The following is a 21,134-nucleotide window of genomic DNA, read 5'->3' as shown; positions in this document are numbered from 1 at the left end:
TTGTTCGTGTTTTAGTTTCTCTTCAATGATTCATCCATTCGGGATGTCGGTAGCAATAACGACTTAAAGCCTTCGCTATTGCTAGATTCGTGTATCGATTCTTATCTCGTGATTTACCCTTTGGTCGCACCTAATGTTAGGCCTGCGATAAAGTGCTTTTGCATGGTAAAGAACAGCACTACCGGTGGGATAGCCGCGACCACGGCACCCGCTGACATAAACTGCCAAGACGCCAGCCATTGGCCTTGAAGTGAGCTCAGACCCGCAGTCACAGGACGAACATCATCACTCTGAACCAGTACTAGAGCCCAGAAGAAATCGTTCCAAATAAAGGTAAACACCAATACGGCTAACGCCGCTAAAGCAGGGCGAACCAGAGGGAGTACGACATGCCAGAATATTTTCCATTCACTCACCCCTTCAACACGCGCCGCTTCGATCAGGGCATCAGGGATCCCGACAATAAAGTTACGCATGAACAAGGTACAAAAACCGGCTTGGAAAGCGATATGGAAAAAAATCAATGCCCAGTGAGTGTCGTATAGACCGAGTCCAATCGTTAAATCACGAACTGGAATCATCAGAATTTGGAACGGAACAAAGTTACCCGCGATGAACATCGCAAAAATCCACACATTGGCTTTGAAGTTGTATTTAGCCAAGGCATAACCAGCCAGTGTCGACAACGCCACGGCACCAGCAACCGCTGGCAATGTGATGATTAAGCTATTGATGAGGTACTGCCCCATCGACGTCGAGGTAAATACTTGGGTGTAGTTTTCAATGAACTGAATCTCACTAGGCCAGCCCCAGTAGTTACCTTTGTTGATGTCTTCCATCGAACGAATTGAAGTCATCATTACGGCGATAAGTGGTAATAACCACATCACAATGGAAATAGGCAGTGCGACTCGGTAGCTAATGTTGGTAAAGCGACCTGCTTTTTGAATTGGTTGTGGATACATTATTTTTCACTCCTTAACATACGCCACAAGAAGTAAGCGATATAGATATCCATAATCAGGAACAACACAACGGAAACCGCCGCGCCATAACCCATTCGATAGTTAAAGATAGACTCTTCATACATCTGGTACGCAAGTACTGTCGAGCTGCCCCAAGGGCCGCCTGCCGTCATGGTCGCCACTAGATCAAATGAACGCAGGGCACCAATTACGGTGACAACCACGGCGATAAAGGTTGCGGGTCTTAACTGTGGAAGCACCACATACCACAACATGCGCCACTTCTTTGCACCATCAAGTCGAGCCGCTTCTAACTGCTCAGGATCGAGGTTATTCAGCCCAGTTAAATATAAGATCATGCAATAAGAGATCTGAGGCCATAAGCCAGCAGCGATGATTCCGTAGGTCACATAGTCTTCATCAGCAAGTATCGAAATTGGCTCGAAGCCAAGCGACCCGAGTGCAATATTGAAAAGGCCAAAAGAGGGGTCATAGAACCAAGCAAATACGAGGCCTACCACCACTTGAGAAATAACGAATGGGAAGAAAAACAGAGATTTTACGACACGAATGCCTTTCACTTGTTGGTTGAGGAAAAGGGCAATCGCTAAGCCACACGGTGGCGCAAGCATAAAGAAGATCAACCAAAGAAAGTTATTCGTTAACGAAGTATAAAAAGCATCTGAGTCAAAAAGCTCACGATAGTTCTCAAGCCCCACCCACTCCTTTTCACCTAATCCATCCCACTCAAAGAAGCTCAGCCAAATACTGTCCAAGATGGGATAGATAACATAGAGAGAGAAGATAGCGATGGCTGGTGCCAAGAACAGCCAAGGCGAGACCTTGGAACTGATGCGCCTTTTCTTCTTCGCTGATGGGGTGCGATTTTCTGGGTATATCGTTTTCACAGATTGCTCCATTTCCCAAAATTCCTTGTATTAAAAGCTTGGTTTACTACTTGGTTAACTTCCATCTGAATTTATAAATCCCAATCAGTAGCTCAGCATTTATAATGATTACGTTCAAATATTAGGCTTATTGATAACATTACGCACAGTTATGTTTTATTTATGTAAACGTTTTCACAAAAATCAGTATAGATCGCGGGATTTATATGACGATGATCAATAAATCATGCGAGGCACCTAACAAATTTCTGATGAAAGCGTATGTTTTAAAGGCAAAGAGATGTAGTCCAACGAAGCAAGGAGAGAGCATGGCTGATATCAGCTTAAAAAAGGTCATCAAACGATATGGTGATATACAGACCATCCATGGTGTTGATCTAGAAATAAATAATGGCGAATTCGTCGTATTCGTTGGACCATCAGGTTGCGGAAAATCAACCCTCTTACGCTTAGTTGCTGGCTTAGAAGAAATCACTGAAGGCGAGATTCATATTGGAGACGATCTTGTTAACGATGTCGATCCTGCTGAGCGTGGTGTCGCTATGGTATTTCAATCCTACGCACTCTACCCACACATGACCGTGGAAGAAAACATGGGCTTTGGCCTCAAAATGAATGGCGTAGCGAAGGAAGTCGTTGAAAAGCAAGTCACCAGTGCGGCAAAAACACTCCAATTAGAGCCTTTATTGAAGCGTAAACCGAAAGAACTGTCAGGTGGGCAGCGTCAACGTGTCGCTATCGGTCGAGCAATAGTTCGTAACCCTCGCGTATTCTTATTCGATGAACCGCTCTCGAACCTCGATGCTGAACTTCGTGTCGATATGCGCTTACAAATCGCCAAATTGCACCAAGATCTGCAAAATACCATGATTTACGTCACGCACGATCAAGTCGAAGCCATGACGCTTGCAGACAAGATCGTGGTATTGAGAGATGGTCGTGTTGAACAAGTCGGTTCTCCACTCGATCTATACCACTCTCCACAAAATGAATTTGTGGCTGGCTTTATTGGCTCACCGAAAATGAATTTCTTACCGTGTGTTGTTAACAGCACCTCAGAAACGCACGCCCAACTCGCCGTTAACGGTGTCAGCCAAATCACCCTTCCCTTACCAAGCGATGGATTAAAAGAGGGACAAAGTATCACGCTGGGCATTCGACCTGAACATTTAGAGATTAACAGTGGCTCTGATATCACCATTGAATTTCAAAGTGAAGTGGTCGAGCGACTAGGGAACAGCACTTATATGTTTGGCCAGTCTTGTGGCGTGGATAGCTTTAAGGTGCACCTACCAGGAGACCAAGAGGTCACTCGATACCAATCACTTGAGCTGAGTTTCTCCTCAAAAGATTGCCACCTATTCGATGACCGAGGGCAACGAATTAACTAGACTTTAAAACGGTAGAGCTAGCTCGATGTCGCTAGCTTTGCCACTTTTCAAACTCACTTTCCGGTCGTTTCAAGCAATCACTTGCTTCCATTCTGATCCTCTTAATAGCTTATGAAATCTTACTCAAAAATTTCATCACTCTCACTGAAATATTGGGTTCTGAAGACTTATTCGAATTTTATTTATCCTTATTAGCCTTCCGGACATTAATTTGATAGTCGTTTACTAAATAATAGCTAAACTATAGTGTCGCCTACCCCTTTTTTGAGAAAACCTAAATGCCTAATGCTGATTCCACCCTAAACAAACGTATGGGAATCGTTGCGCTCACCTGGCCAATTTTTATCGAAGTTCTTTTAAGAACCGCACTCAACACCAGTGATGTATTCATGTTATCGGGATACTCGGACAAAGCCGTGTCTGCCGTTGGTGTTATTTCTCAGATATCCTTTTTCCTGATCATTGTCTCGACCATGGTCAGCAGTGGTACGGGTATTCTAATCGCGCAATACAATGGTGCTTCCCGCACTCAAGAGAGCGCTCACGTGGGTGTAGCAAGTATCATTCTGGCCATTATTGCCGGTGTGCTACTGAGTGTGATTGCCGTTCTTGTTGCTGAATATTTTATCCCGCTTTATCAACTCGAACCTCAAGTCGAACAGTACGCGCAAGAATACCTGTTCATCAGTGGTGCTCTCACCTTCAATGTAACCATAGGTGTGGTTCTCACCACTATTTTGCGCAGTCATGGCTATTCAAAGTCACCGATGGTGATCAATATGATTGCAGGTGTCATCAACGTATTCGGTAACTACTGTGCCTTATATCAACCTTTTGGTTTGCCTGTATACGGCGTGCAAGGGGTTGCGACCGCGACCGTCATTAGCCAAGTAATCGGAATGTTGATCTTGATTGGTGTGGTCAGAAGCAAAGGGATTTATCTACCAGTGAAGCAGTTTAAATCTGTGCCGAAAGCCATCTATCAAAAAATCATGAAGATCGGCTCGATGAACGCTGGAGAAGTGCTCTCTTATAACATGGCTCAGATCAGCATTACCTTCTTTGTAGTGCAGATGGGTACGTCTTCACTGGCTGCGTTTACTTACGCACAAAACATCGCTCGCCTCTCTTTTGCGTTTGCACTGGCAATTGGTCAAGGCAGCCAAATCCAAACAGGCTATTACATTGGTAAGGGTTGGATCGACGAGATTACCAAGCGCGTGCAACGTTACTTTGTGGTTGGCTTTATCGCGTCAACCGCGATCACCTGCATGGTGTATGTGTTCCGTTTCAGAATTCTCGATCTGTTCACGCAAGATCCAGAGATCATTGCGCTAACGGCGGCACTGATTGCAGGTTCCATCATTCTTGAAGCTGGACGAGTATTTAACCTTATCTTTATCTCTTGTCTAAAGGCTGCTGGCGACATTAAATTCCCGATCAAAATGGGCATTCTCAGCATGTGGGGCATTGGGGTTGCCATGAGCTATTTGCTTGGCGTGCATTGGGGTTATGGCGTATTGGGTGCTTGGATGGCAATCGCGATGGACGAATGGTTCCGTGGAATCATCATGGCCTATCGCTGGCGAGCTAAGAAATGGACTCGATTCTCTTTTTAGACTTTTTAGCCTTCCATTTATCTTCACAAGATCGAAAAACGCCGCTCCTATTTCCAAAGAGCGGCGTTTTCGTTTTTAATTACCCGAACTCATCTACGCGGTCGCAAGTGCTTTCTTTCGCTTTGCTAGTCGTCCAAAAATACCGAGCAACATAACAATGCCACACACGCCATAAACTTGCATGATGGTTGGATCGTCCGATACAAAACCCACATCCGAGAACATAACGTAAGCACCAAGCACCATGTAAAGAATAATAGCCGAAGCCTCGAAACGGAACTCCCAAGGTGTCACATCAATATTCTCATTGACTGGCATCACGTACTCAGATTCACGCGGCATAAAGTAACCAATGATGAACATCAACGCGGTACATACTACGAATAGAATCGCTAATTGATGTAGGAAGTGAATCGGTGTTTTAAATACTAGCTGCATTGCTGCGTATGAACTTACAAACACCACCAACGCCACTTTCGCCGCTACAGCGGGTACACGTTTAGATACATAGCCGACAAACACGATAGTAAAGATTGGCACACTGAAGAACCCCGCCACCATTTGAAGGTATTGGAAAAGACCTTCTGGTGCGTACATGATGAATGGTGCGATACATACCGAGATAATCGCAATCACAACACCAAAAATACGCCCTTTATCCACTAGCTCTTCGTCTGTTTTACCTTGTCCAAATAGCGGCTTATACACGTTCAACGCAAACAGAGTCGTTGAGCTGTTCAACACACCATTAAAGGTACTCAAAATCGCACCAAACATCACCGCAACGAAGAAACCCACCAGCGGCTTAGGCAAAACTTCATTAACTAAACGGGTGTACATGGTGTCTGGGTTGCCCGCATCAGCACCAAACATGTGGAAAGCGATGATGCCTGGAATGATCAAGAACAGCGGAGAGATAACCTTAATCGCACCGGCAAGGATTACACCTTTCTGACCTTCTTTCAGGTTTTTAGCACCTAATGCGCGTTGAATAATGGATTGATCAGTACCCCAGTAGTACAAGTTCACCAAAAGCAGACCAGTAAACAATGTTGAGAACGGCAGTGGATCGCTTTCTGTACCCACCGATTGAAGCTTCTCTGGTGCGGCATAAAGCAGAATATCTAAGCCAGCACCAAAGCTACCTTCGCCCAGTACCATCAAACCAAACACAGGGATCATCATGCCGCCAACAATCAAGCCTACGCCATTAATGGTATCTGCAATCACAACCGCTTTCAGGCCACCATAAATTGCGTAAAAGAAGCCAAGTAGACCAATCGTCGCCGAAATAAGCGCGATTGAGCTAAACTCTGAAATATTAAGCAGGGCCTGAACATCGAAGATTTCACCCAAAACAACGGCGCCCGCGTAAAGTGTGGTAGGCAAAATGTTGATCACGTATTGGCACAAGAAAAGTAACGTCACAAACTTCTTCACCGACATGTCGTAGCGGCTCTCTAAGAAATCAGGAATAGTGGTGATGCCTTGCTTCAAATAACGAGGAACTAACATCAAAGCGATGATCACCAAAGTGACACCAGAGGCCACTTCCCAGCCCATGACACTCATATTGTGGGTATAAGCTTGTGCGCTCATGCCCACGAAACTGGTGGCGCTCAAGTTTGTTAAGATAAGTGAGCTGGCGATTAAGCCGCCGGTTAAGCTTCTTCCGCCAAGAAAGAAACCATCTTGTGAGGTGTTTTTATCATTTTTCACTTTGTTGTAGGTAAACGCGACTACAAACCCAGTAAATAACAAAAATGACAACAGAACGGTAATAGACATTTTGTTTTCCTTAAGTTGAGTTATTGCGGCAGCAATACCTCGCTGCCGATTATAATTTTTATATTTAGATTTTTATTTGTAGGGGTACTCAGAGTCAGAGATTCACATCTTTTTTAGATGCACAATCAAGGCAGACTCTGGGTCGAGAATAGGTAAGGTCAATCCAATCTCTTTGAGGTTATCGCCGCTTAAAGTCAGTGTTTTATCTAACCATTGAGGGCGTTGCTTCATGAGTTGGAAACTGGTTTGTGGCATCTCCACTAACTTCACTTGATACAGCGCACTGTCTTCCACGCAGCTAATACGAAGTGGTGATGGCAGAGCGTACTCAGGCATCGCCAACTGACACACGGTGATCAGCATTTCATCATCATTCTGCACCCCATAGATGTTCTGGTTTTTGTCCGCAGGATCCATGCGAAAGCTGCGCCCTGAGTGCAAAATATGGCGGAACTGCTTGTGCAGAGAGATGTAGTGAGAGAAAGCTTGTTTCTCTTGTTGCGACTCTTTAACCGGGTCAAGCTCAACACCCATATGCCCCATCAAAGCGGTGACACCACGCATATTGATACTGTGACGACGATTGGTTGAATGGCACTCAGCAGGGCCAATATGCGCCCCCATAACTTCTGGTGGGAAGAAGTAACTCATGCCTTTTTGAATAGCTTGGCGTTCCAATGCATCGTTACAATCGGATGCCCAGAATCGATGTGTTCTCTTGAGGATTTCAAAATCAATGCGACCACCGCCTGATGAACAAGATTCAATCTCGACTTTAGGGTGTGCTTGATTCAGTTGATCGACGAGACGATACAAGGCTTCAGTTTGACCATGCACCGCCGCCTTACCTTGGTGGCCCGGCTGAACTAATTCACGATTCATGTCCCACTTTAAGTAGCCGATATTGTACGTAGTCAGAAGCGTATCAAGGCGAGAGAACAAGTAGTCAAAGCACGCTTCATTCTGCAAGTCTAAAACATACTGCCAACGACCAGACGGTTGATGATAACCTTGCAAACCTAGGACCCAATCAGGATGGTTACGGTATAGGTTTGAGTCTTGGCTGACCATCTCAGGTTCAACCCACAACCCGAACTCCATCCCCTGTTGGTTAACGTGTTCAATCACAGGTTCTAAGCCATTTGGGTATTTCACTTCATCGAGATACCAATCGCCTAAGGCCGTTCGTTCGCCATCACGACCAATAAACCAACCATCATCAATAATGAATCGTTCAACACCCATTGCGCCGGCTTCGGTTGCCATCTGCATGATGTATTCCGGTTTATGGTCGAAGTAGATGCCCTCCCAAGTATTTAAGTGCACAGGGCGAGGTTTATCGGTAGGGAATTGAATAATGTTGTCACGAACAAACTGCTGAAAACGTTGAGCAATACCGTTCAAACCAGAGTTGCTGTAACAGCCATAGAGCCAAGGTGTCTGGTAAGTAGCCTCTGGTTCTAGAATCGATTCACCCGCTAACAATAACTCTCCCGCTTGTACAAAGCGGCGGCCATCACTGCGAACATCAGCACGCATTTGGTGGTTACCACTCCAACCTAAATGGAAGCCCCACACCAAACCATTCTGTTCTGAGAAACCTTGCGTTCCTGCAAACATGCCAGGGAAGTTTTCATGTGAAGTACGGCCGCGACGGTTCTCTTGCATGAAGCCACCATGCTCAAAACGCTGACGTTGCGTTTGGAACTCATGACACCAACGACCATGGAACGTCATCAATTCATTGGCGTGGTTTGGCAGCGGCAACGTTGATGACAGCTTATTTAAATAGTATTTACTGCCCCCTTTGTTGGTTACTGTGATGCGCTTTTGAACCACATCCGATTCGTAATCCAGTTTAATTTCAACCGTCAATTCAAGCTTAGACACGGTGTCTTCTAGAACAAAAGTGGCTTGCTGAACCTGAGCTTCCACGCGGACGGTATTAAAAACGGGTGCCCAATCAAAACCATCACGATGCCCTTCTATTCCCGGCGCATTAAAATGACCGCTACCCAATTCAGGACAAAGAGAAAGCGGTACATCGACATCAAGGCGTGCTTGAGAGATCGGTCTCTCGGTTGATAACAAAAGATCTTCATCAATACTGGCGATCTTTGCGCCCCAGTGAAGAACCTCTGGAGTACGGCCCGATTTGATGATCAAACTGTGGTTTTTACTTGTTAGATGAATAAATTCGCTCATAGCCAATCTCATATTGTTTTCGTAAACATAAACTAAAATTAATAGTGAACTTGAAGACTGAAATTAGTACTAAAACGGCTAAATAACGTGATCTAAAAACACTTATTCGTTGCTAAAATTTGCACAAGATCGACTGTTTCCGGAAACATATTTAATGTTTCAAATGACATTTTTTTGAAAGGGAGCAGAGTTTCATTTCGCTAAATTGGATAAGCTCATCGAACGACGGGAATATTCGATGGACGGTGTGATGAGTGTAACTTTTAAAGATGTGGCGAAGCTGGCTGGCGTATCGACTCAAACAGTATCAAGGGTGACGAACGGTTCGCAAGATGTCGCAGAATCCACTCGAAACAAAGTGAATGCTGCGATAAAGAAGCTTGGATATGTGCCCAATAAAGGGGCTCAAATGCTCAGCCGTTCCAAGTCCACCAGCATAGGGTTAGTGACGCTCGATATGGCACTGCATGGCGCCGCAATGATCGCTAACGGTGTACGAATGCAGGCTCACGATATGGGGTATGGCACCGCTTTTTCTGTAGTATCCGAACCGAACCTCACCAACACCCGCGAAGCCATTCGTGAACTGATCGCCCAACAGGTCGACAGCATCATTCTCAATGTGCCTTTAAAGAGTGCAGACGCCGAATTGCTGGTAGAACAATATCAACACTTAAACCTCATCTTCATTGATGTCCCTTCTAACAGCCAAGTTAACTATATATGCGGCGATCATGCCGAGGGCGCAAAGCTGGCGGCTCAACATCTTATTGAAAATGGTCGCAGTAAATACTTGTTGATCAGCGGGCCTCATGAGTCCAGTGCCTCACAAATCCGTCTTCAGAGTTGGTTGGGTGTGCTAGCAGATGCAAACTGTCAGATACAATTTCAACATCAAGGAAACTGGCAAGCAGAAAGTGGCTACCTTGGCATTCGAGACGCCGTCGCGAAACAAATCCAGTTTGATGCTGTGTTGGTCGCCAGTGATCAAATGGCATTAGGGGTTTTACGCGCACTACAAGAATTGCAAATACCCGCACCGGACAAGGTCGCTGTTGTCGGTTTTGATGGCATAGAAGACAGCGCATTCTTCAATCCGCCTCTTACAACCATCAAACAAGATTTCACAAAAATAGGCCAGCAAGCGGTGAGACTTGCAGAGAAGCTCAACGCCAATTCTCAAGATGCCTTGTTACAACATCATATCGAAACCACACTGCTTGCGAGAGAAAGTAGCCAATCTAAGGTGACTGCCAATTATGAAAAACAAGAGATCGAAAAACTGCTGAAGAGGATTCAGAGCCTATTACCGGAATCCAACTGAAAGAAAAAAGCGCTAGGGGGAGCTAGCGCTTTTAAGACCAACTAAGTCCGTTTAGCCTGGTAGATTTTTAAGCTATATCATGAGGATATAACCAATTTTTTTACTTAGGTAAATCAAAAAGCCTATTCTTTACGACTGCTTTAAGTCGTAAATTAAGTATAGTCGGGTTCTTATAATAAACCGGATTTTTCTAAAATTAATTCATATGAATTTGACGATTAACCGACACAATAAACTATTCGGAAATCACAGATGAGATCGCATTAGTAATCAGCTTTCTAAGTAGTTTATTTTTATCATCTAAATGCTTTGCCTTTCGATAAACAAGCTGGATATCAAAATCTGGAACATCAATTGGTGGCTTCACAGCTAGTAAGGTTTCTTCACTATCCATATCCTTGCGCGCGACTAGCTTGGGGACAATACACAATAGTTCTCTGCCACGAATGAGCCGCTTAACAGTTAAAAAGTTACTGGAAGATATCGCGACTTTCCGGCTTAAACCTAGTTCCCCTAAACGAGTGTCCACTCCCGTCTTTAAAGCCCCTGCAGGGGAAACAAGCGCGTGCTCGACAGCAACAAATTGTTCTAGCGACATCGGCTCCTCAATAGATAGAACCGATTGATCAAGTAAACAAACATGTTGCTCCGTATACAAATGCTTTGTTCGATATTGCTTTGGTACCTCACCAAAGCTGCCTATCGTCATATCAAGCTTGGCATCGTCAAAGACTTGCTGATAGTTAGATCGATTTACGTTGAACAACGCAATTTGAGAATCAGGAGAGGACTGTTTAATGAGATCAAACAACACTGGAGCAAACATCTGCTCGGCATAATCGGTAAGACCAATCTTCCAACTGCCTTTGTAAGTTGTTGCATCAAATGATTTAGAGAGTAGTACTTCAGATTGAATGGTATTGAGCAAGGCATCGACAGTACTGGATAATTCAATCGCTCTATCCGTTGCTTCCATCTTGCTACCTACCCGCTCAAACAGAGGATCATCAAACAACTTTCGAAGTCGTTGAAGGCTATGACTCATTGCAGACTGACTGACATAACAGCGCTCAGCCGCTTTACTTACACTGTTCGTTTTGTATAACGCTTGCAGAGCTATCAATAAGTTAAGATCGATACCTTTCCAGTTAAAATCAGCCATCCAGAATAACCTATTTCATTAATAGTTATAATTAAAACAATTAATTTGAATCATAGTTCAAGTCACCATAAATTACGCTAAACATTTATCTGGAATCGATCATGCTTTCAATTTTTAAAACATTTTTCTGGCTTGGCTGGATTAGCTTTGGTGGGCCAGCTGCGCACATTGGCTACTTCCGTAAAACCTTTGTTGAGAAGCTTAATTGGCTATCTGATGAAGAGTACGGGCAAATTGTCGCGCTTAGTCAATTTCTACCCGGCCCAGGTTCAAGCCAAGTTGGCTTTGCGGTTGGCTACAAAAGAGGTGGCTTAACGGGTGCGATTGCTGCGTTTATCGGCTTTACTTCCCCGTCTGTCATCTTAATGTTGATATTAGCTTTGGTGAGCAATCAACTATTGGAAGCACCTCTGTTTAATTCAATCATTCACGGTTTGAAGCTACTCGCAGTGGTGGTGGTTGCTGATGCCACATTTGGCATGTACAAAAACTTTTGCCAATCGAAAGTCGCGACCGCTTTATGTGTCATGACTGCCGTGGTTCTCCTGTTGCTTCCTGGGATCTGGCCACAAATCTTGGTACTTCTATTTGCCGCAATCATTGGCAGCAAGTTTTTGACCTCACAAGACATCAAAACGGTTCCATCAACACACAAGATCTCCATAACACCGCTCGTTATTTTTGTTGCGCTGTTGGTTGGCCTTCCTCTGTTCAGTGCATACTCTCAAGGTATTGAAGTATTTGGTCTGTTCTATCAAGCTGGCAGCTTAGTATTCGGTGGCGGTCATGTGGTACTTCCATTGTTGCAGAATGGTATTGGTGACCAACTATCCCAAGATGCGTTCCTAACGGGCTATGCTGCAGCACAGGCTGTACCTGGTCCTATGTTTACCTTAGCGACATACCTAGGCTATGTATTAATGCCATCGGCACCAATTACTGGCGCTTTGTTGGCGACAATCGCCGTGTTCTTACCGGGCTTCTTATTACTACTGGGGGTATTGAAAAACTGGCAGGCAATTGCGAGTAAGCCTCTAGTAGCTGGGGCGCTTACAGGTGTGAATGCGGCTGTAGTCGGCTTATTACTTGCGGCTCTATACCAACCCATCTTCACAAGTGCAGTGAGTAGCGGCTTAGACTTCGCTCTGATCATTGTTGGTGTTTGGCTATTGAAAACCGTGAAGATGCCGATTGTAGGTTTAGTGGGGATCTTCATGTTATTGGGTGCGATTACCGGTCTCGCAATCTAAGTAATAATTGAGAGTAAGAGGTAGGGGAGCTAGTCGCCTACTTCTTACTTTAATCAAAATCGTCATCACAGCAGCAACTATACAATTGCAACTCCACCTAGCACTTCAAGCACTCGAGTGCAGCTCCCTTGGCCAAAAACCTCAGCCTAATTATTTATCGTCCTTAAATCTTAAAATAGAGAGTATTCTCATCTCTCGCCTACCTCGTGATACGTTATCGAGTATCAAACCGCAGAAAAAAGACATCACAGCGATCAAAGCTATTGAGCTAGACAAAACAGCTGTAGGTAGCCTTGCCACTAAACCCGTGTCAACGAATTCAACAATAACGGGAATACCTAAGCTCAATGAAATAAGACCAAGCAATATCGAGAGCACGCCAAAGAAAAACATTGGTTTTACATCTCTCAATAAGAACAAGATAAAGTTGAGGATCTTGAAGCCATCACTCAAGGTGTTCAGTTTACTGGAAGTCCCTTCCGGCCTAGATTGGTATTGAGTTGAGACTTCTTTGATTGACATATTATGGTGTAACGCATGCACGGTGAGCTCTGTTTCTATTTGGAACCCATCGCTGAAGATAGGTGCGGTTTTGACAAATCGATGGCTCATAATTCGATAGCCAGAAAATACATCATTCAATTGTGCATTGAATGCTAAGTTAATCAGTGATGAAAACATCTTGTTGCCAAGGATATGTCCTTTAGGATATGCACCAGAAGAGCGCTCGCGACTTCCAATAATCATATCGAGCTTTTCATTATTTAATTGCTCGATCAACACCGGGCACACTGACGCATCGTAAGTGTCATCGCCATCAGCCATCACATAAACATCAGCCTCAACATCAGAGAACATCCGCCTCACGACTTCCCCTTTACCTTGGCGAGGCTCATGTCGCACAATCGCCCCTGCTTGTAACGCCTCGTTGACCGTGTTGTCGGTTGAATTATTGTCGTAAACATAAATGGATGCATCAGGTAAGGCTTGTTGAAAAGAGGTAACCGTTTCGCCAATGGCTCCGGCTTCGTTATAACATGGGAGTAATATTGCTACTTTCTGTTTATTCATGCTCACTCCTTACTTTAAAAACTCGGTAACCATCCTCAATTCCATCGTATGTAACATCTAGCCAAGCAGGAATGTTATCTCCATAAAGCCTTCTAATTAAAGAGTCCTCGCTTCCAGAATTCTTGAGGAGAGATAAGTGAGGATCATTACCGATCAATATATAATCAACCTTTTTATCTACTATTTTTTTTCTTGCCAGAAACATGTTCTCTTCTAACATCACTTCGATTAAAAATTGGTTGCCCACAATATTTCTATGATAAGGAGCAGCAATTATACTGTTGTTCGTTTTAGCTAATACAGGTGCGCCAGTTTCTATTCCAGAAAGGATAGTATGTGAATTGATACCGTTATCTTTTAGTACATTAAAGATACTTGGTGACTTGTATTCATCATCAAAGGTAGTGGTAATTTCCCCTGTTGGAGACAATGCAATAATGAAAAATGCTACCGATAACGGAGATCCAGAAAAAATAATGATGATTTTTAATATTGTGGATCTGACATATTCAGATAGTTTAATAATAAAATATGCTTGAAAAGGTGCAGCTAAAACAAAGCACAACCTTATTACTCTAACCTGCCAAAATATCGCAAGAGCTAAATTAAACATGAATATGAGATACAGTACTGTACAGTGGTGATTTTTAATTCTTAAAACTGGGTATAGAATAGCGGGTGCCAATAGTAAGGCATAGTTATCAACAGAAAAAAAACCTTTAATTTCTATGTAATCAACTACAGATTTAGCCTCGGTGACCTGATCTAGCCAATAAAGTTTAAGTATCGGTGGGTAATCAATAAACAAAGCACTGGTCAGCGAGGGATAAAGAATCCCAACAGGAAACAAACACAACAAACCAAGGGAAACAAACAATAACATTCTTTTATTTAAGCTCATGTCATCATTAGCCAATCGATTGTAAATATTAACAAACACCCAACCACTAAGAAAAAGAATAATGAGAATGAATGATATTTCATCATATTTTAAAACAAAAAACTCATCGTAAGGTCTATTTAATAAAACAGCAAAAATAGAAAAAATAGTACAAGTTACGTATAGCTTGGAGATGTAACTAAACCATCCGTTATGAAAAAAGCTGCAATAAACCGTATAAATGACAAAGAAAGCCATAAATAACAATATATTCTCCATTCCTGTCCACAACGATAAAGACAGAAAAGCAGATTGAGCGTAAACACGCCATGATTGTTTAAGGTTGTGAATAGTAATAGGTGTTAAAGACAGAAACAGTGTTGCTAATATAAGTTGAATATTGTGATGATCAATAGAACCGGGTAAGAAATGAATAATTGAAGGGGAAGAAATAGCGAACATCATGCTTATGAAGCGATACTTACCTCCAAAGTAATGCTCACATAAATAAAAACATGACAGTGCGTAAAACAACAAATAAAACAATGGGACAATAGAAATTGAGATTGCATACGCAATACTGTCATCGACCATAAATAGCAATGGGAAAGCGACTAAAGATAGTATTAGGTCAGGAAATCGAGACCAATGAATAATAATACCATCAGCGGTATTGAAGTTGCTCATCGGCTCTAGATACCAATGGCCGTTCTTCATCCACTCTTGAAACTGAACAAAACGCATATAGTCGTCATTGTCATTCAAGTTGAGTATTGAAACGCTTTCCCACTTATAAAAAAATATCACTGTGGCACAAACTAGCCAAAGAGCAGAAATTGCAATGATATCTTTATTAAAGCTTTCGCTTTTAGGCAATATGAATATCCTTTTCATTGAGCCAAAATCAAATCCCTATTGTTCCATCTCTCTCACTTCCGCTAGTGCTCTGTTTAAGTTTTCATTAGCCACTTTATAGTAAGATGATTTTTTATCGATAGCTTGTTGTAAATATGGAACCGCCTGATCGGGCTTTCCTTGTAATATTAGGAAATAACCAACATTATTCAACGCCTCCGGAGCTTCCATATGCCTCATGAATACGTTGGTTGCTTTTTTAATATCCCCAGACGCTAAATAAATAAGTGCCAGATTATTCTGAGCTTTTTCATTATTCGGATCCAACTCTAAAGCTGAACGCGTGTATTGATAGGCTTCTTTGTAGTTACCGTACATGTAATGAGAATAGCCCATATTCAACAAAGCTTTGACTGAACTTTTATCTATCGTCAGTGACTTTTTAAAGTACTCTTGTGCAATCTGATGCTTACCGTCAACATCTTCCAGTACCCCAATCCCCATATAAGCCAATGCAGGAGACATACTATCGACCTTCAAACTGGCCACTTCACTTTGGTTCAATGCTTGGTAATTCTGGATAGTTTCACTGCTTTTTAAACGAATTTGGTCTGAATTAATCGCTTTAAAGAAATAACTCCGCCCTTCATCTGTACGACGTTGTTTGGTGTATAGCACACCTAACTGTTCCAGCACTTCAGTGTGGGCAGGGTTAAAATCTAGCGCTGCAAGGTAAGCTTTCTCGGCCAACGCATAGTTACCGCGAGACGAATGTATTTGGCCAATAGTGAACAGAGTTTTATCGTGAAACTCTTTTTCAGGGAAAGACAAAGAGCGTATGTATTCATACAACGCCAAGTCTATATTGTTGTCTCGCAGAGCAATGTCACCGCGCATGATTGCTTCTTTTTCATTTAGCGGTGGATCATCACTAGTCAAACTATCGATTGGTTTACCCGAATACAATTCGGCATCAAATTGGTTGGTTGGTTCATCAGAAGATGCGCAACCAAGTAGCAAAAATGGCAATAATAGAAGAAGAAACTTATTGTATAAAATCATAAACTTGCTCCCGGCGCACTCAATGCGTCCATTACAATCAAGAGTCCAGGGCCAAGTGCGACAATGAAAAAACAAGGCCAAATAAATATCAACATGGGGAATAACATTTTAGTCGGTATTTTCGCCGCGATTTCTTCAGCGGCTTGCTGACGCTTATCTCTAAAATCTTCAGTATAGTCACGGAGCGTTTGCGCTAAGCTTCCGCCCATTCTCGATGCATGAGAAAGCAAAGAAACCAAACCTTCCAATTCGACTAAACCGGTTCGCTCGATAAGCTGTCTAAGCGCATCAGGCATAGTGACACCCGCTTGGATTTTAGCAAACACAGTCTCTAGTTCATCCGCAAGTTCCGGCTGAGAGACATAGAGCTCTGATGCAACACGTCCAAGAGCTGCATTAAAGCCCAATCCAGACTCGGTACATACAACAAGAAGGTCTAATGCATCAGGAACACCGTTTCTGATTTTTTTCTGACGCTCTTTTTGTAGCTTACTGAGAATCATATTCGGTGTGAATGTACCAAGAAAAACACAGGTCATGATGAGTAAATTATTATAGTCTCCGCCCAACGCGATGTAATAAACCATAAAAGCAGCGACGATACCTACCAAGCTAGATAAAACCTTCAACGCATAGAAAACCGATAATGAACGTTTCTCATGGAACCCGGCATGCATCAACTTTTCCGAGTAAGTTTCATTATCTTTTTTATTACCTTTACTTAAAAAAGGGCTTAATGATTCTAACGTATTCGAGAAGTCGTATGGTTTTCTGCCAGTTGGCGCCCCGTCTTCTGATATCTGTCTCAGTTTCTTGTCCAAAGGAGAACGAGCTCCTAAAAAAAGAAATCCAAGCGTTAGTGTTAACAAGACTGTTGTAAGCAAAATCATCGAATAGATAACCATCTGAGAGCTGACCCCAAACTCTTCTAACATCTGCTTCCAAACTTCAATATTTAATAATTCCATAGGTTAAATCTCTATGTTGATGACCTTTTTAATCCACAAGGCACCGATAGCCAAAAGAACAATACCGACACTGACCATCGATAGACCTCGAGGATCTTTGTAAAGTGGTTCGATGTATTCAGGGCTAGCCACTCTCATAGCAAAAAATAAACCAAAGGGTGATAACGTTAAGATCCATGCTGATAAACGGCTTTCAGCAGAGAGCGTTTTTACTTTCCTTTCCAGTTTAAAACGAGCTCTAAGCACTTCAGATACCTTTTGCAAATTCTCAGATAAGTTACCCCCAGTCTCTTTCTGTAACATCACTGCGCTAGAAAAAGCTAGCATTGAAACGGTTGGGACTCGCTCTGCCATTTGTAAAATTGCCAAACGTAAGTCATAACCATAGTTGAGCAAGTTATAAGTGTTCTTAAACTCGGCTCCTATAGGATCAGGGAGCTCTTCGCCAACCTCGTTAAATGATTGAACCAACGGTTGTCCGGCTTGCAATGCACGTCGAATAATATCTAAAGCCTCAGGAAGCTGTTCTTCAAACTGAGCCATTCGGTAAGTCACTCGATTTTGCACAAATAGATAGGCGACAACCCAAACAAAAATGAACGCCCCAACACTGATGAACCATACTTGGTTGGTCATTATCGATATCAATGAGAGCAATACAGCACAAAGAGAAATAATCAGTAAAAAGCGGCTCAATGCCAATTTAAAGCCGGCGAGTTCTAGCATTTTCTTTAAGCCTGCAAAATATGGAATGACGATTAACTTGCGGTCTACTGGAGATAAATCTTTGTTATAGTGTTCTTTTAATAATGACAAACTCTCTGCATCGATATTACGTTGCGTCTCTTTCAAACGTCGAGACAACTCTTTGTGCTTCGCTTTTTTCCCTGCAGCAGGTAACAACAAAGCTTGAGAGATAAAAAGCACCGCAATGAATAATAGACCTAATGAAACGCTTACATTGTCCATAATCTCTCCTTAGCCTTTGGCCTCACTAAAGAGCTCGAAAGGCAAATCGAGTCCACGTTTGACTAACTGGTCATGGTATTGAGGCACAACCCCCGTTGCTGTGAAATAACCGATAATATTGCCGCTTTCATCAATACCTTTACGCTGAAAACGGAATATTTCAGACATCGTAATCACTTCACCTTCCATGCCGTTGATCTCTTGGATACTCACCATACGACGCTTACCATCTTCTTGTCGTTCCATTTGAACAACAAGGTGGATAGCCGAAGCTATTTGAGCTCGTAAGTTTTTGGTTGATATGTTCCACCCAGCCATCGAGAACATGTTTTCGACACGACTCAAGGCATCACGAGGGGTATTCGCATGAATGGTAGCAAGTGAGCCGTCATGGCCCGTGTTCATCGCAGCTAGCATATCAACCGCTTCGCTACCACGAACCTCACCAACCACGATTCGGTCGGGGCGCATACGCAGGGTATTTTTTACGAGCTCTCGCTGGCTGATTTCGCCTTTACCTTCTAGGTTTGCAGGGCGAGTTTCTAAACGAATGACATGAGGTTGTTGAAGTTGTAATTCCGCCGAGTCTTCTATGGTAATAATTCGTTGATCACGTGGAATAAAGCCAGAGAATATGTTTAACGTGGTGGTTTTTCCTGAACCTGTACCACCTGAAATCAATATATTGAGCTCGCCTTTTACTGCAGCTTCAACAAACTTAGCCATTTGGGGTGAAACTGAATTGTAGTCAATAAGGTTATCCATCGTTAAGCGATCCACAGCAAAACGACGGATAGAAACAGAAGGACCATCAAGTGCGAGAGGTGGGATAATCGCATTAACACGTGAGCCATCAACCAAGCGCGCATCTACCATAGGTGATGACTCATCGATTCGGCGTCCTACCTGACTTACTATGCGATCGATAATATTTCTTAGGTGGCGATCATCGAGAAAAGTATAGGGCGTCTTTTCAAGTTTGCCTCTTCGCTCCACATAAACGCTCTTAGGACCATTGACTAATATATCTGAGACCGTTTGATCGGCTAACAAAGGCTCCAACGGACCAAGACCAAAAACCTCATCTTCGATTTGTTTGATGACCCTTTTTCGACCTTCTGCACTTAAAGCATGGCTACCATCTTCAGCCATCAACTGAACAATAGCTTCGTGCAAATCTAACTTAGCACGCTCTTTCTCCAAGCTCGAAAGTAACCCTAAGTCTAACGTTTCAAGCAACTGCTTATGAAAGAAGTGTTTGATTGATAATTCTTGCTCCAGTACTTTTCGAGCTTCATCGATCGCTTTCTCCTTTTCAACGCTCGCTTCTGTCCGAGAGTGACTGGATGTCTCAGCACTTGATAAACGTTCAACAGGATTGGCATCTTCTGAATCATGCGAAATCTGTTCTACTTTTTTTTCAAACTCTGGATTTACATTTTTTCGTTTAAAGAACATCACAATCCCTCGTGTTTACTTTTCATCAACCCATTATGAAAACAACTTTTTCAGCCACCCTTTCTCTTCTTGTTCTGGTGGTGATAGAACATGAGACAAATCGATGATAGAGCGAGTAATAGAGCTTTTCTTTCTCGACTGAACTAACGGCTGCCCCAAGTTGGCACTCTCCAGCGCAACTTTAAAATCGTTAGGCATAAGATGTATATTGTGATTACCCACCGCCTGCTCTACATCTTTTAACTTAATTGAATGTCGCTTTTCATAACGGTTGAGAATGACCTCTATTGAGTCGCTTTGTATGCCGTACTCAAATTTCAGAGATTTAATTAGTCGACTTGTGTTTTTTACTGACACTAAGCTCTGTTGCAAAACCAAAAGTACTTTCGTCGCAGGTGATATTGCTGATGCAAACACGTGGTCTAAGCCTCTAGACAGATCAATGATCACATAAGGGTAAAAACGACGCAGAATTGGAAGTAATCTGCCAATTTTCTGAGCCTGTTCGAAATCATCTGCGTTATTTTCATGCTTAAAGCTTAGAACATGGAGACCCGATTCATGTTTGTTTACCAATGACCCCAAAGACATTTCATCCAAATCATTAGAACTGTTGATCGCATCCGAAACACTATAAGTGGGTGTTATGTTCAAATAATCAGGTATCACGCCAAATTGAAGATCGATATCGAGTAAAAGTACTTCGTTAGGGTTCTGCGTGGCCATCTCAATGGCAGTATTTAACGCTAAAGTGGTTGCCCCCATCCCTCCTTTGGTGTTCAAAAACAAGATAAACTCTCCGTAACTGGAGTTCTCAAGCTTTTCAGAGGCCGTTTTCTTCAACAGTGGCAGTAAGTCCGATAGAGTTACATTGTGAGACAAAAAATCTGATGCCCCTAAGCGAAGTGCGATTTTTAGTGACCCATTATCACTTTCATCACCGAGCACAACTAAAGACAAGTCCTTGTCTTCTAAAGACAAATCATACCCTTGCAACTCAACCATTTTTTGCGCCCAATTCCCGTGAGCTTCAACGAAAATAAGCTCTGGAACATCCGCACTTTTTAAGTACTCTTCACTCATTGCCGCAAGAGAAAACGACGTTACATGAACATTTCGACACTTTTTGAGCTCTTGGCTCATATGCGAATGAAAGGCGTCAGTGCTGTAGGCTAACCAAACCTTTAGATTCGTTTTCAAACGCGTCATATCCTTATCGTTTTCATTCGGCGTTATTTTGATCGCTTCCCCCATACCGC

The 21,134-nt window shown here is 42.9% G+C and carries 16 protein-coding genes; 4 read left to right on the top strand and 12 right to left on the bottom strand.

Annotated features, from left to right (window positions below):
* Positions 1 to 113: 113 nt before the first annotated feature.
* Together AB4138_RS08050 and AB4138_RS08045 are read right to left on the bottom strand one after the other, a co-directional pair.
* Complete coding sequence (locus AB4138_RS08050) at positions 114 to 965, bottom strand: carbohydrate ABC transporter permease (protein ID WP_050649668.1); 852 nt, start codon at positions 963 to 965, stop codon at positions 114 to 116.
* Positions 965 to 1,885: a carbohydrate ABC transporter permease gene (locus AB4138_RS08045; RefSeq protein ID WP_050619981.1), complete on the bottom strand. Its 921-nt coding sequence runs from the start codon at positions 1,883 to 1,885 to the stop codon at positions 965 to 967. Before AB4138_RS08045 ends, AB4138_RS08050 begins: the two co-directional genes overlap by 1 nt.
* A 296-nt stretch (positions 1,886 to 2,181) precedes the next feature.
* On the opposite strand from AB4138_RS08045, the gene AB4138_RS08040 reads away from it, so the two are divergent.
* Positions 2,182 to 3,264 carry an ABC transporter ATP-binding protein gene (locus tag AB4138_RS08040; RefSeq protein ID WP_136973744.1) on the top strand — a complete coding sequence of 361 codons (1,083 nt, stop codon included), beginning with the start codon at positions 2,182 to 2,184 and terminating at the stop codon, positions 3,262 to 3,264.
* Positions 3,265 to 3,542: 278 nt separating this feature from the next.
* The gene (locus AB4138_RS08035; RefSeq protein ID WP_136973745.1) at positions 3,543 to 4,883 is read left to right on the top strand and encodes an MATE family efflux transporter; all 1,341 of its coding nucleotides are present in this window, start codon (positions 3,543 to 3,545) and stop codon (positions 4,881 to 4,883) included.
* Positions 4,884 to 4,976: 93 nt separating this feature from the next.
* On the opposite strand, the gene AB4138_RS08030 is transcribed toward AB4138_RS08035, so the two are convergent.
* Both AB4138_RS08030 and AB4138_RS08025 read right to left on the bottom strand, forming a co-directional pair.
* Positions 4,977 to 6,671 (bottom strand): solute:sodium symporter family transporter, encoded by a 1,695-nt coding sequence (locus AB4138_RS08030; protein ID WP_372122410.1) that lies wholly within the window; start codon positions 6,669 to 6,671, stop codon positions 4,977 to 4,979.
* 102 nt (positions 6,672 to 6,773) lie between these two features.
* On the bottom strand, positions 6,774 to 8,876 hold the full coding sequence (locus AB4138_RS08025; protein ID WP_102319934.1) for an alpha-galactosidase: 2,103 nt from the start codon (positions 8,874 to 8,876) through the stop codon (positions 6,774 to 6,776).
* A gap of 250 nt (positions 8,877 to 9,126) precedes the next feature.
* Here AB4138_RS08025 and AB4138_RS08020 point away from each other — a divergent pair, with 250 nt between their 5' ends.
* Positions 9,127 to 10,200, top strand: a complete 1,074-nt coding sequence (locus AB4138_RS08020) for a LacI family DNA-binding transcriptional regulator (protein WP_372122408.1) — start codon at positions 9,127 to 9,129, stop codon at positions 10,198 to 10,200.
* A 235-nt stretch (positions 10,201 to 10,435) separates the two neighbouring features.
* On the opposite strand, the gene AB4138_RS08015 is transcribed toward AB4138_RS08020, so the two are convergent.
* Positions 10,436 to 11,362 (bottom strand): LysR family transcriptional regulator, encoded by a 927-nt coding sequence (locus AB4138_RS08015; protein ID WP_372057916.1) that lies wholly within the window; start codon positions 11,360 to 11,362, stop codon positions 10,436 to 10,438.
* Between the two features lie 101 nt (positions 11,363 to 11,463).
* On the opposite strand from AB4138_RS08015, the gene chrA reads away from it, so the two are divergent.
* Positions 11,464 to 12,612: a chromate efflux transporter gene (gene chrA, locus AB4138_RS08010; protein WP_372305574.1), complete on the top strand. Its 1,149-nt coding sequence runs from the start codon at positions 11,464 to 11,466 to the stop codon at positions 12,610 to 12,612.
* A gap of 150 nt (positions 12,613 to 12,762) precedes the next feature.
* Here the strand turns inward: chrA and AB4138_RS08005 are convergent, their stop codons facing one another.
* The 7 genes from AB4138_RS08005 to AB4138_RS07975 are packed head-to-tail and all read right to left on the bottom strand — an operon-like array spanning position 12,763 to position 21,129.
* Positions 12,763 to 13,683, bottom strand: a complete 921-nt coding sequence (locus AB4138_RS08005) for a glycosyltransferase family 2 protein (RefSeq protein ID WP_372305571.1) — start codon at positions 13,681 to 13,683, stop codon at positions 12,763 to 12,765.
* Positions 13,676 to 15,457, bottom strand: a complete 1,782-nt coding sequence (locus tag AB4138_RS08000) for a hypothetical protein (protein ID WP_372305569.1) — start codon at positions 15,455 to 15,457, stop codon at positions 13,676 to 13,678. The genes AB4138_RS08005 and AB4138_RS08000 overlap by 8 nt, the downstream gene beginning before the upstream one ends.
* 18 nt (positions 15,458 to 15,475) lie before the next feature.
* Positions 15,476 to 16,480: a tetratricopeptide repeat protein gene (locus tag AB4138_RS07995; RefSeq protein WP_372305566.1), complete on the bottom strand. Its 1,005-nt coding sequence runs from the start codon at positions 16,478 to 16,480 to the stop codon at positions 15,476 to 15,478.
* A complete protein-coding gene (locus AB4138_RS07990) occupies positions 16,477 to 17,448 on the bottom strand; it encodes a type II secretion system F family protein (protein WP_372174505.1) in 972 nt (323 codons plus the stop codon). The genes AB4138_RS07995 and AB4138_RS07990 overlap by 4 nt, the downstream gene beginning before the upstream one ends.
* A gap of 3 nt (positions 17,449 to 17,451) precedes the next feature.
* Positions 17,452 to 18,417 carry a type II secretion system F family protein gene (locus tag AB4138_RS07985; RefSeq protein WP_372174503.1) on the bottom strand — a complete coding sequence of 322 codons (966 nt, stop codon included), beginning with the start codon at positions 18,415 to 18,417 and terminating at the stop codon, positions 17,452 to 17,454.
* 9 nt (positions 18,418 to 18,426) lie between these two features.
* Complete coding sequence (locus AB4138_RS07980; RefSeq protein WP_372074627.1) at positions 18,427 to 19,875, bottom strand: CpaF family protein; 1,449 nt, start codon at positions 19,873 to 19,875, stop codon at positions 18,427 to 18,429.
* Between the two features lie 33 nt (positions 19,876 to 19,908).
* Entirely contained in the window at positions 19,909 to 21,129 is a 1,221-nt protein-coding gene (locus AB4138_RS07975; RefSeq protein WP_372305562.1) for an AAA family ATPase, read from the bottom strand.
* Between the last annotated feature and the right edge of the window lie 5 nt (positions 21,130 to 21,134).

Source organism: Vibrio sp. 10N.286.52.C3 (assembly GCF_041468865.1).
Lineage (GTDB): Bacteria > Pseudomonadota > Gammaproteobacteria > Enterobacterales > Vibrionaceae > Vibrio > Vibrio crassostreae_C.
Note: the sequence above shows the minus strand (reverse complement) of the source record. Positions and strands in the feature narration are given on the sequence as shown.

Coding starts and splice junctions, on each gene's coding strand:
- AB4138_RS08015 (WP_372057916.1), bottom strand. CDS start 11,362: ATGGCTGATTTTAACTGGAAAGGTATCGATCTTAACTTATTGATAGCT.
- AB4138_RS07995 (WP_372305566.1), bottom strand. CDS start 16,480: ATGATTTTATACAATAAGTTTCTTCTTCTATTATTGCCATTTTTGCTA.
- chrA (WP_372305574.1), top strand. CDS start 11,464: ATGCTTTCAATTTTTAAAACATTTTTCTGGCTTGGCTGGATTAGCTTT.
- AB4138_RS08000 (WP_372305569.1), bottom strand. CDS start 15,457: ATGAAAAGGATATTCATATTGCCTAAAAGCGAAAGCTTTAATAAAGAT.
- AB4138_RS07985 (WP_372174503.1), bottom strand. CDS start 18,417: ATGGACAATGTAAGCGTTTCATTAGGTCTATTATTCATTGCGGTGCTT.
- AB4138_RS08005 (WP_372305571.1), bottom strand. CDS start 13,683: ATGAATAAACAGAAAGTAGCAATATTACTCCCATGTTATAACGAAGCC.
- AB4138_RS08020 (WP_372122408.1), top strand. CDS start 9,127: ATGAGTGTAACTTTTAAAGATGTGGCGAAGCTGGCTGGCGTATCGACT.
- AB4138_RS08050 (WP_050649668.1), bottom strand. CDS start 965: ATGTATCCACAACCAATTCAAAAAGCAGGTCGCTTTACCAACATTAGC.
- AB4138_RS07980 (WP_372074627.1), bottom strand. CDS start 19,875: ATGTTCTTTAAACGAAAAAATGTAAATCCAGAGTTTGAAAAAAAAGTA.
- AB4138_RS08035 (WP_136973745.1), top strand. CDS start 3,543: ATGCCTAATGCTGATTCCACCCTAAACAAACGTATGGGAATCGTTGCG.
- AB4138_RS07990 (WP_372174505.1), bottom strand. CDS start 17,448: ATGGAATTATTAAATATTGAAGTTTGGAAGCAGATGTTAGAAGAGTTT.
- AB4138_RS08025 (WP_102319934.1), bottom strand. CDS start 8,876: ATGAGCGAATTTATTCATCTAACAAGTAAAAACCACAGTTTGATCATC.
- AB4138_RS08030 (WP_372122410.1), bottom strand. CDS start 6,671: ATGTCTATTACCGTTCTGTTGTCATTTTTGTTATTTACTGGGTTTGTA.
- AB4138_RS08045 (WP_050619981.1), bottom strand. CDS start 1,885: ATGGAGCAATCTGTGAAAACGATATACCCAGAAAATCGCACCCCATCA.
- AB4138_RS08040 (WP_136973744.1), top strand. CDS start 2,182: ATGGCTGATATCAGCTTAAAAAAGGTCATCAAACGATATGGTGATATA.
- AB4138_RS07975 (WP_372305562.1), bottom strand. CDS start 21,129: ATGGGGGAAGCGATCAAAATAACGCCGAATGAAAACGATAAGGATATG.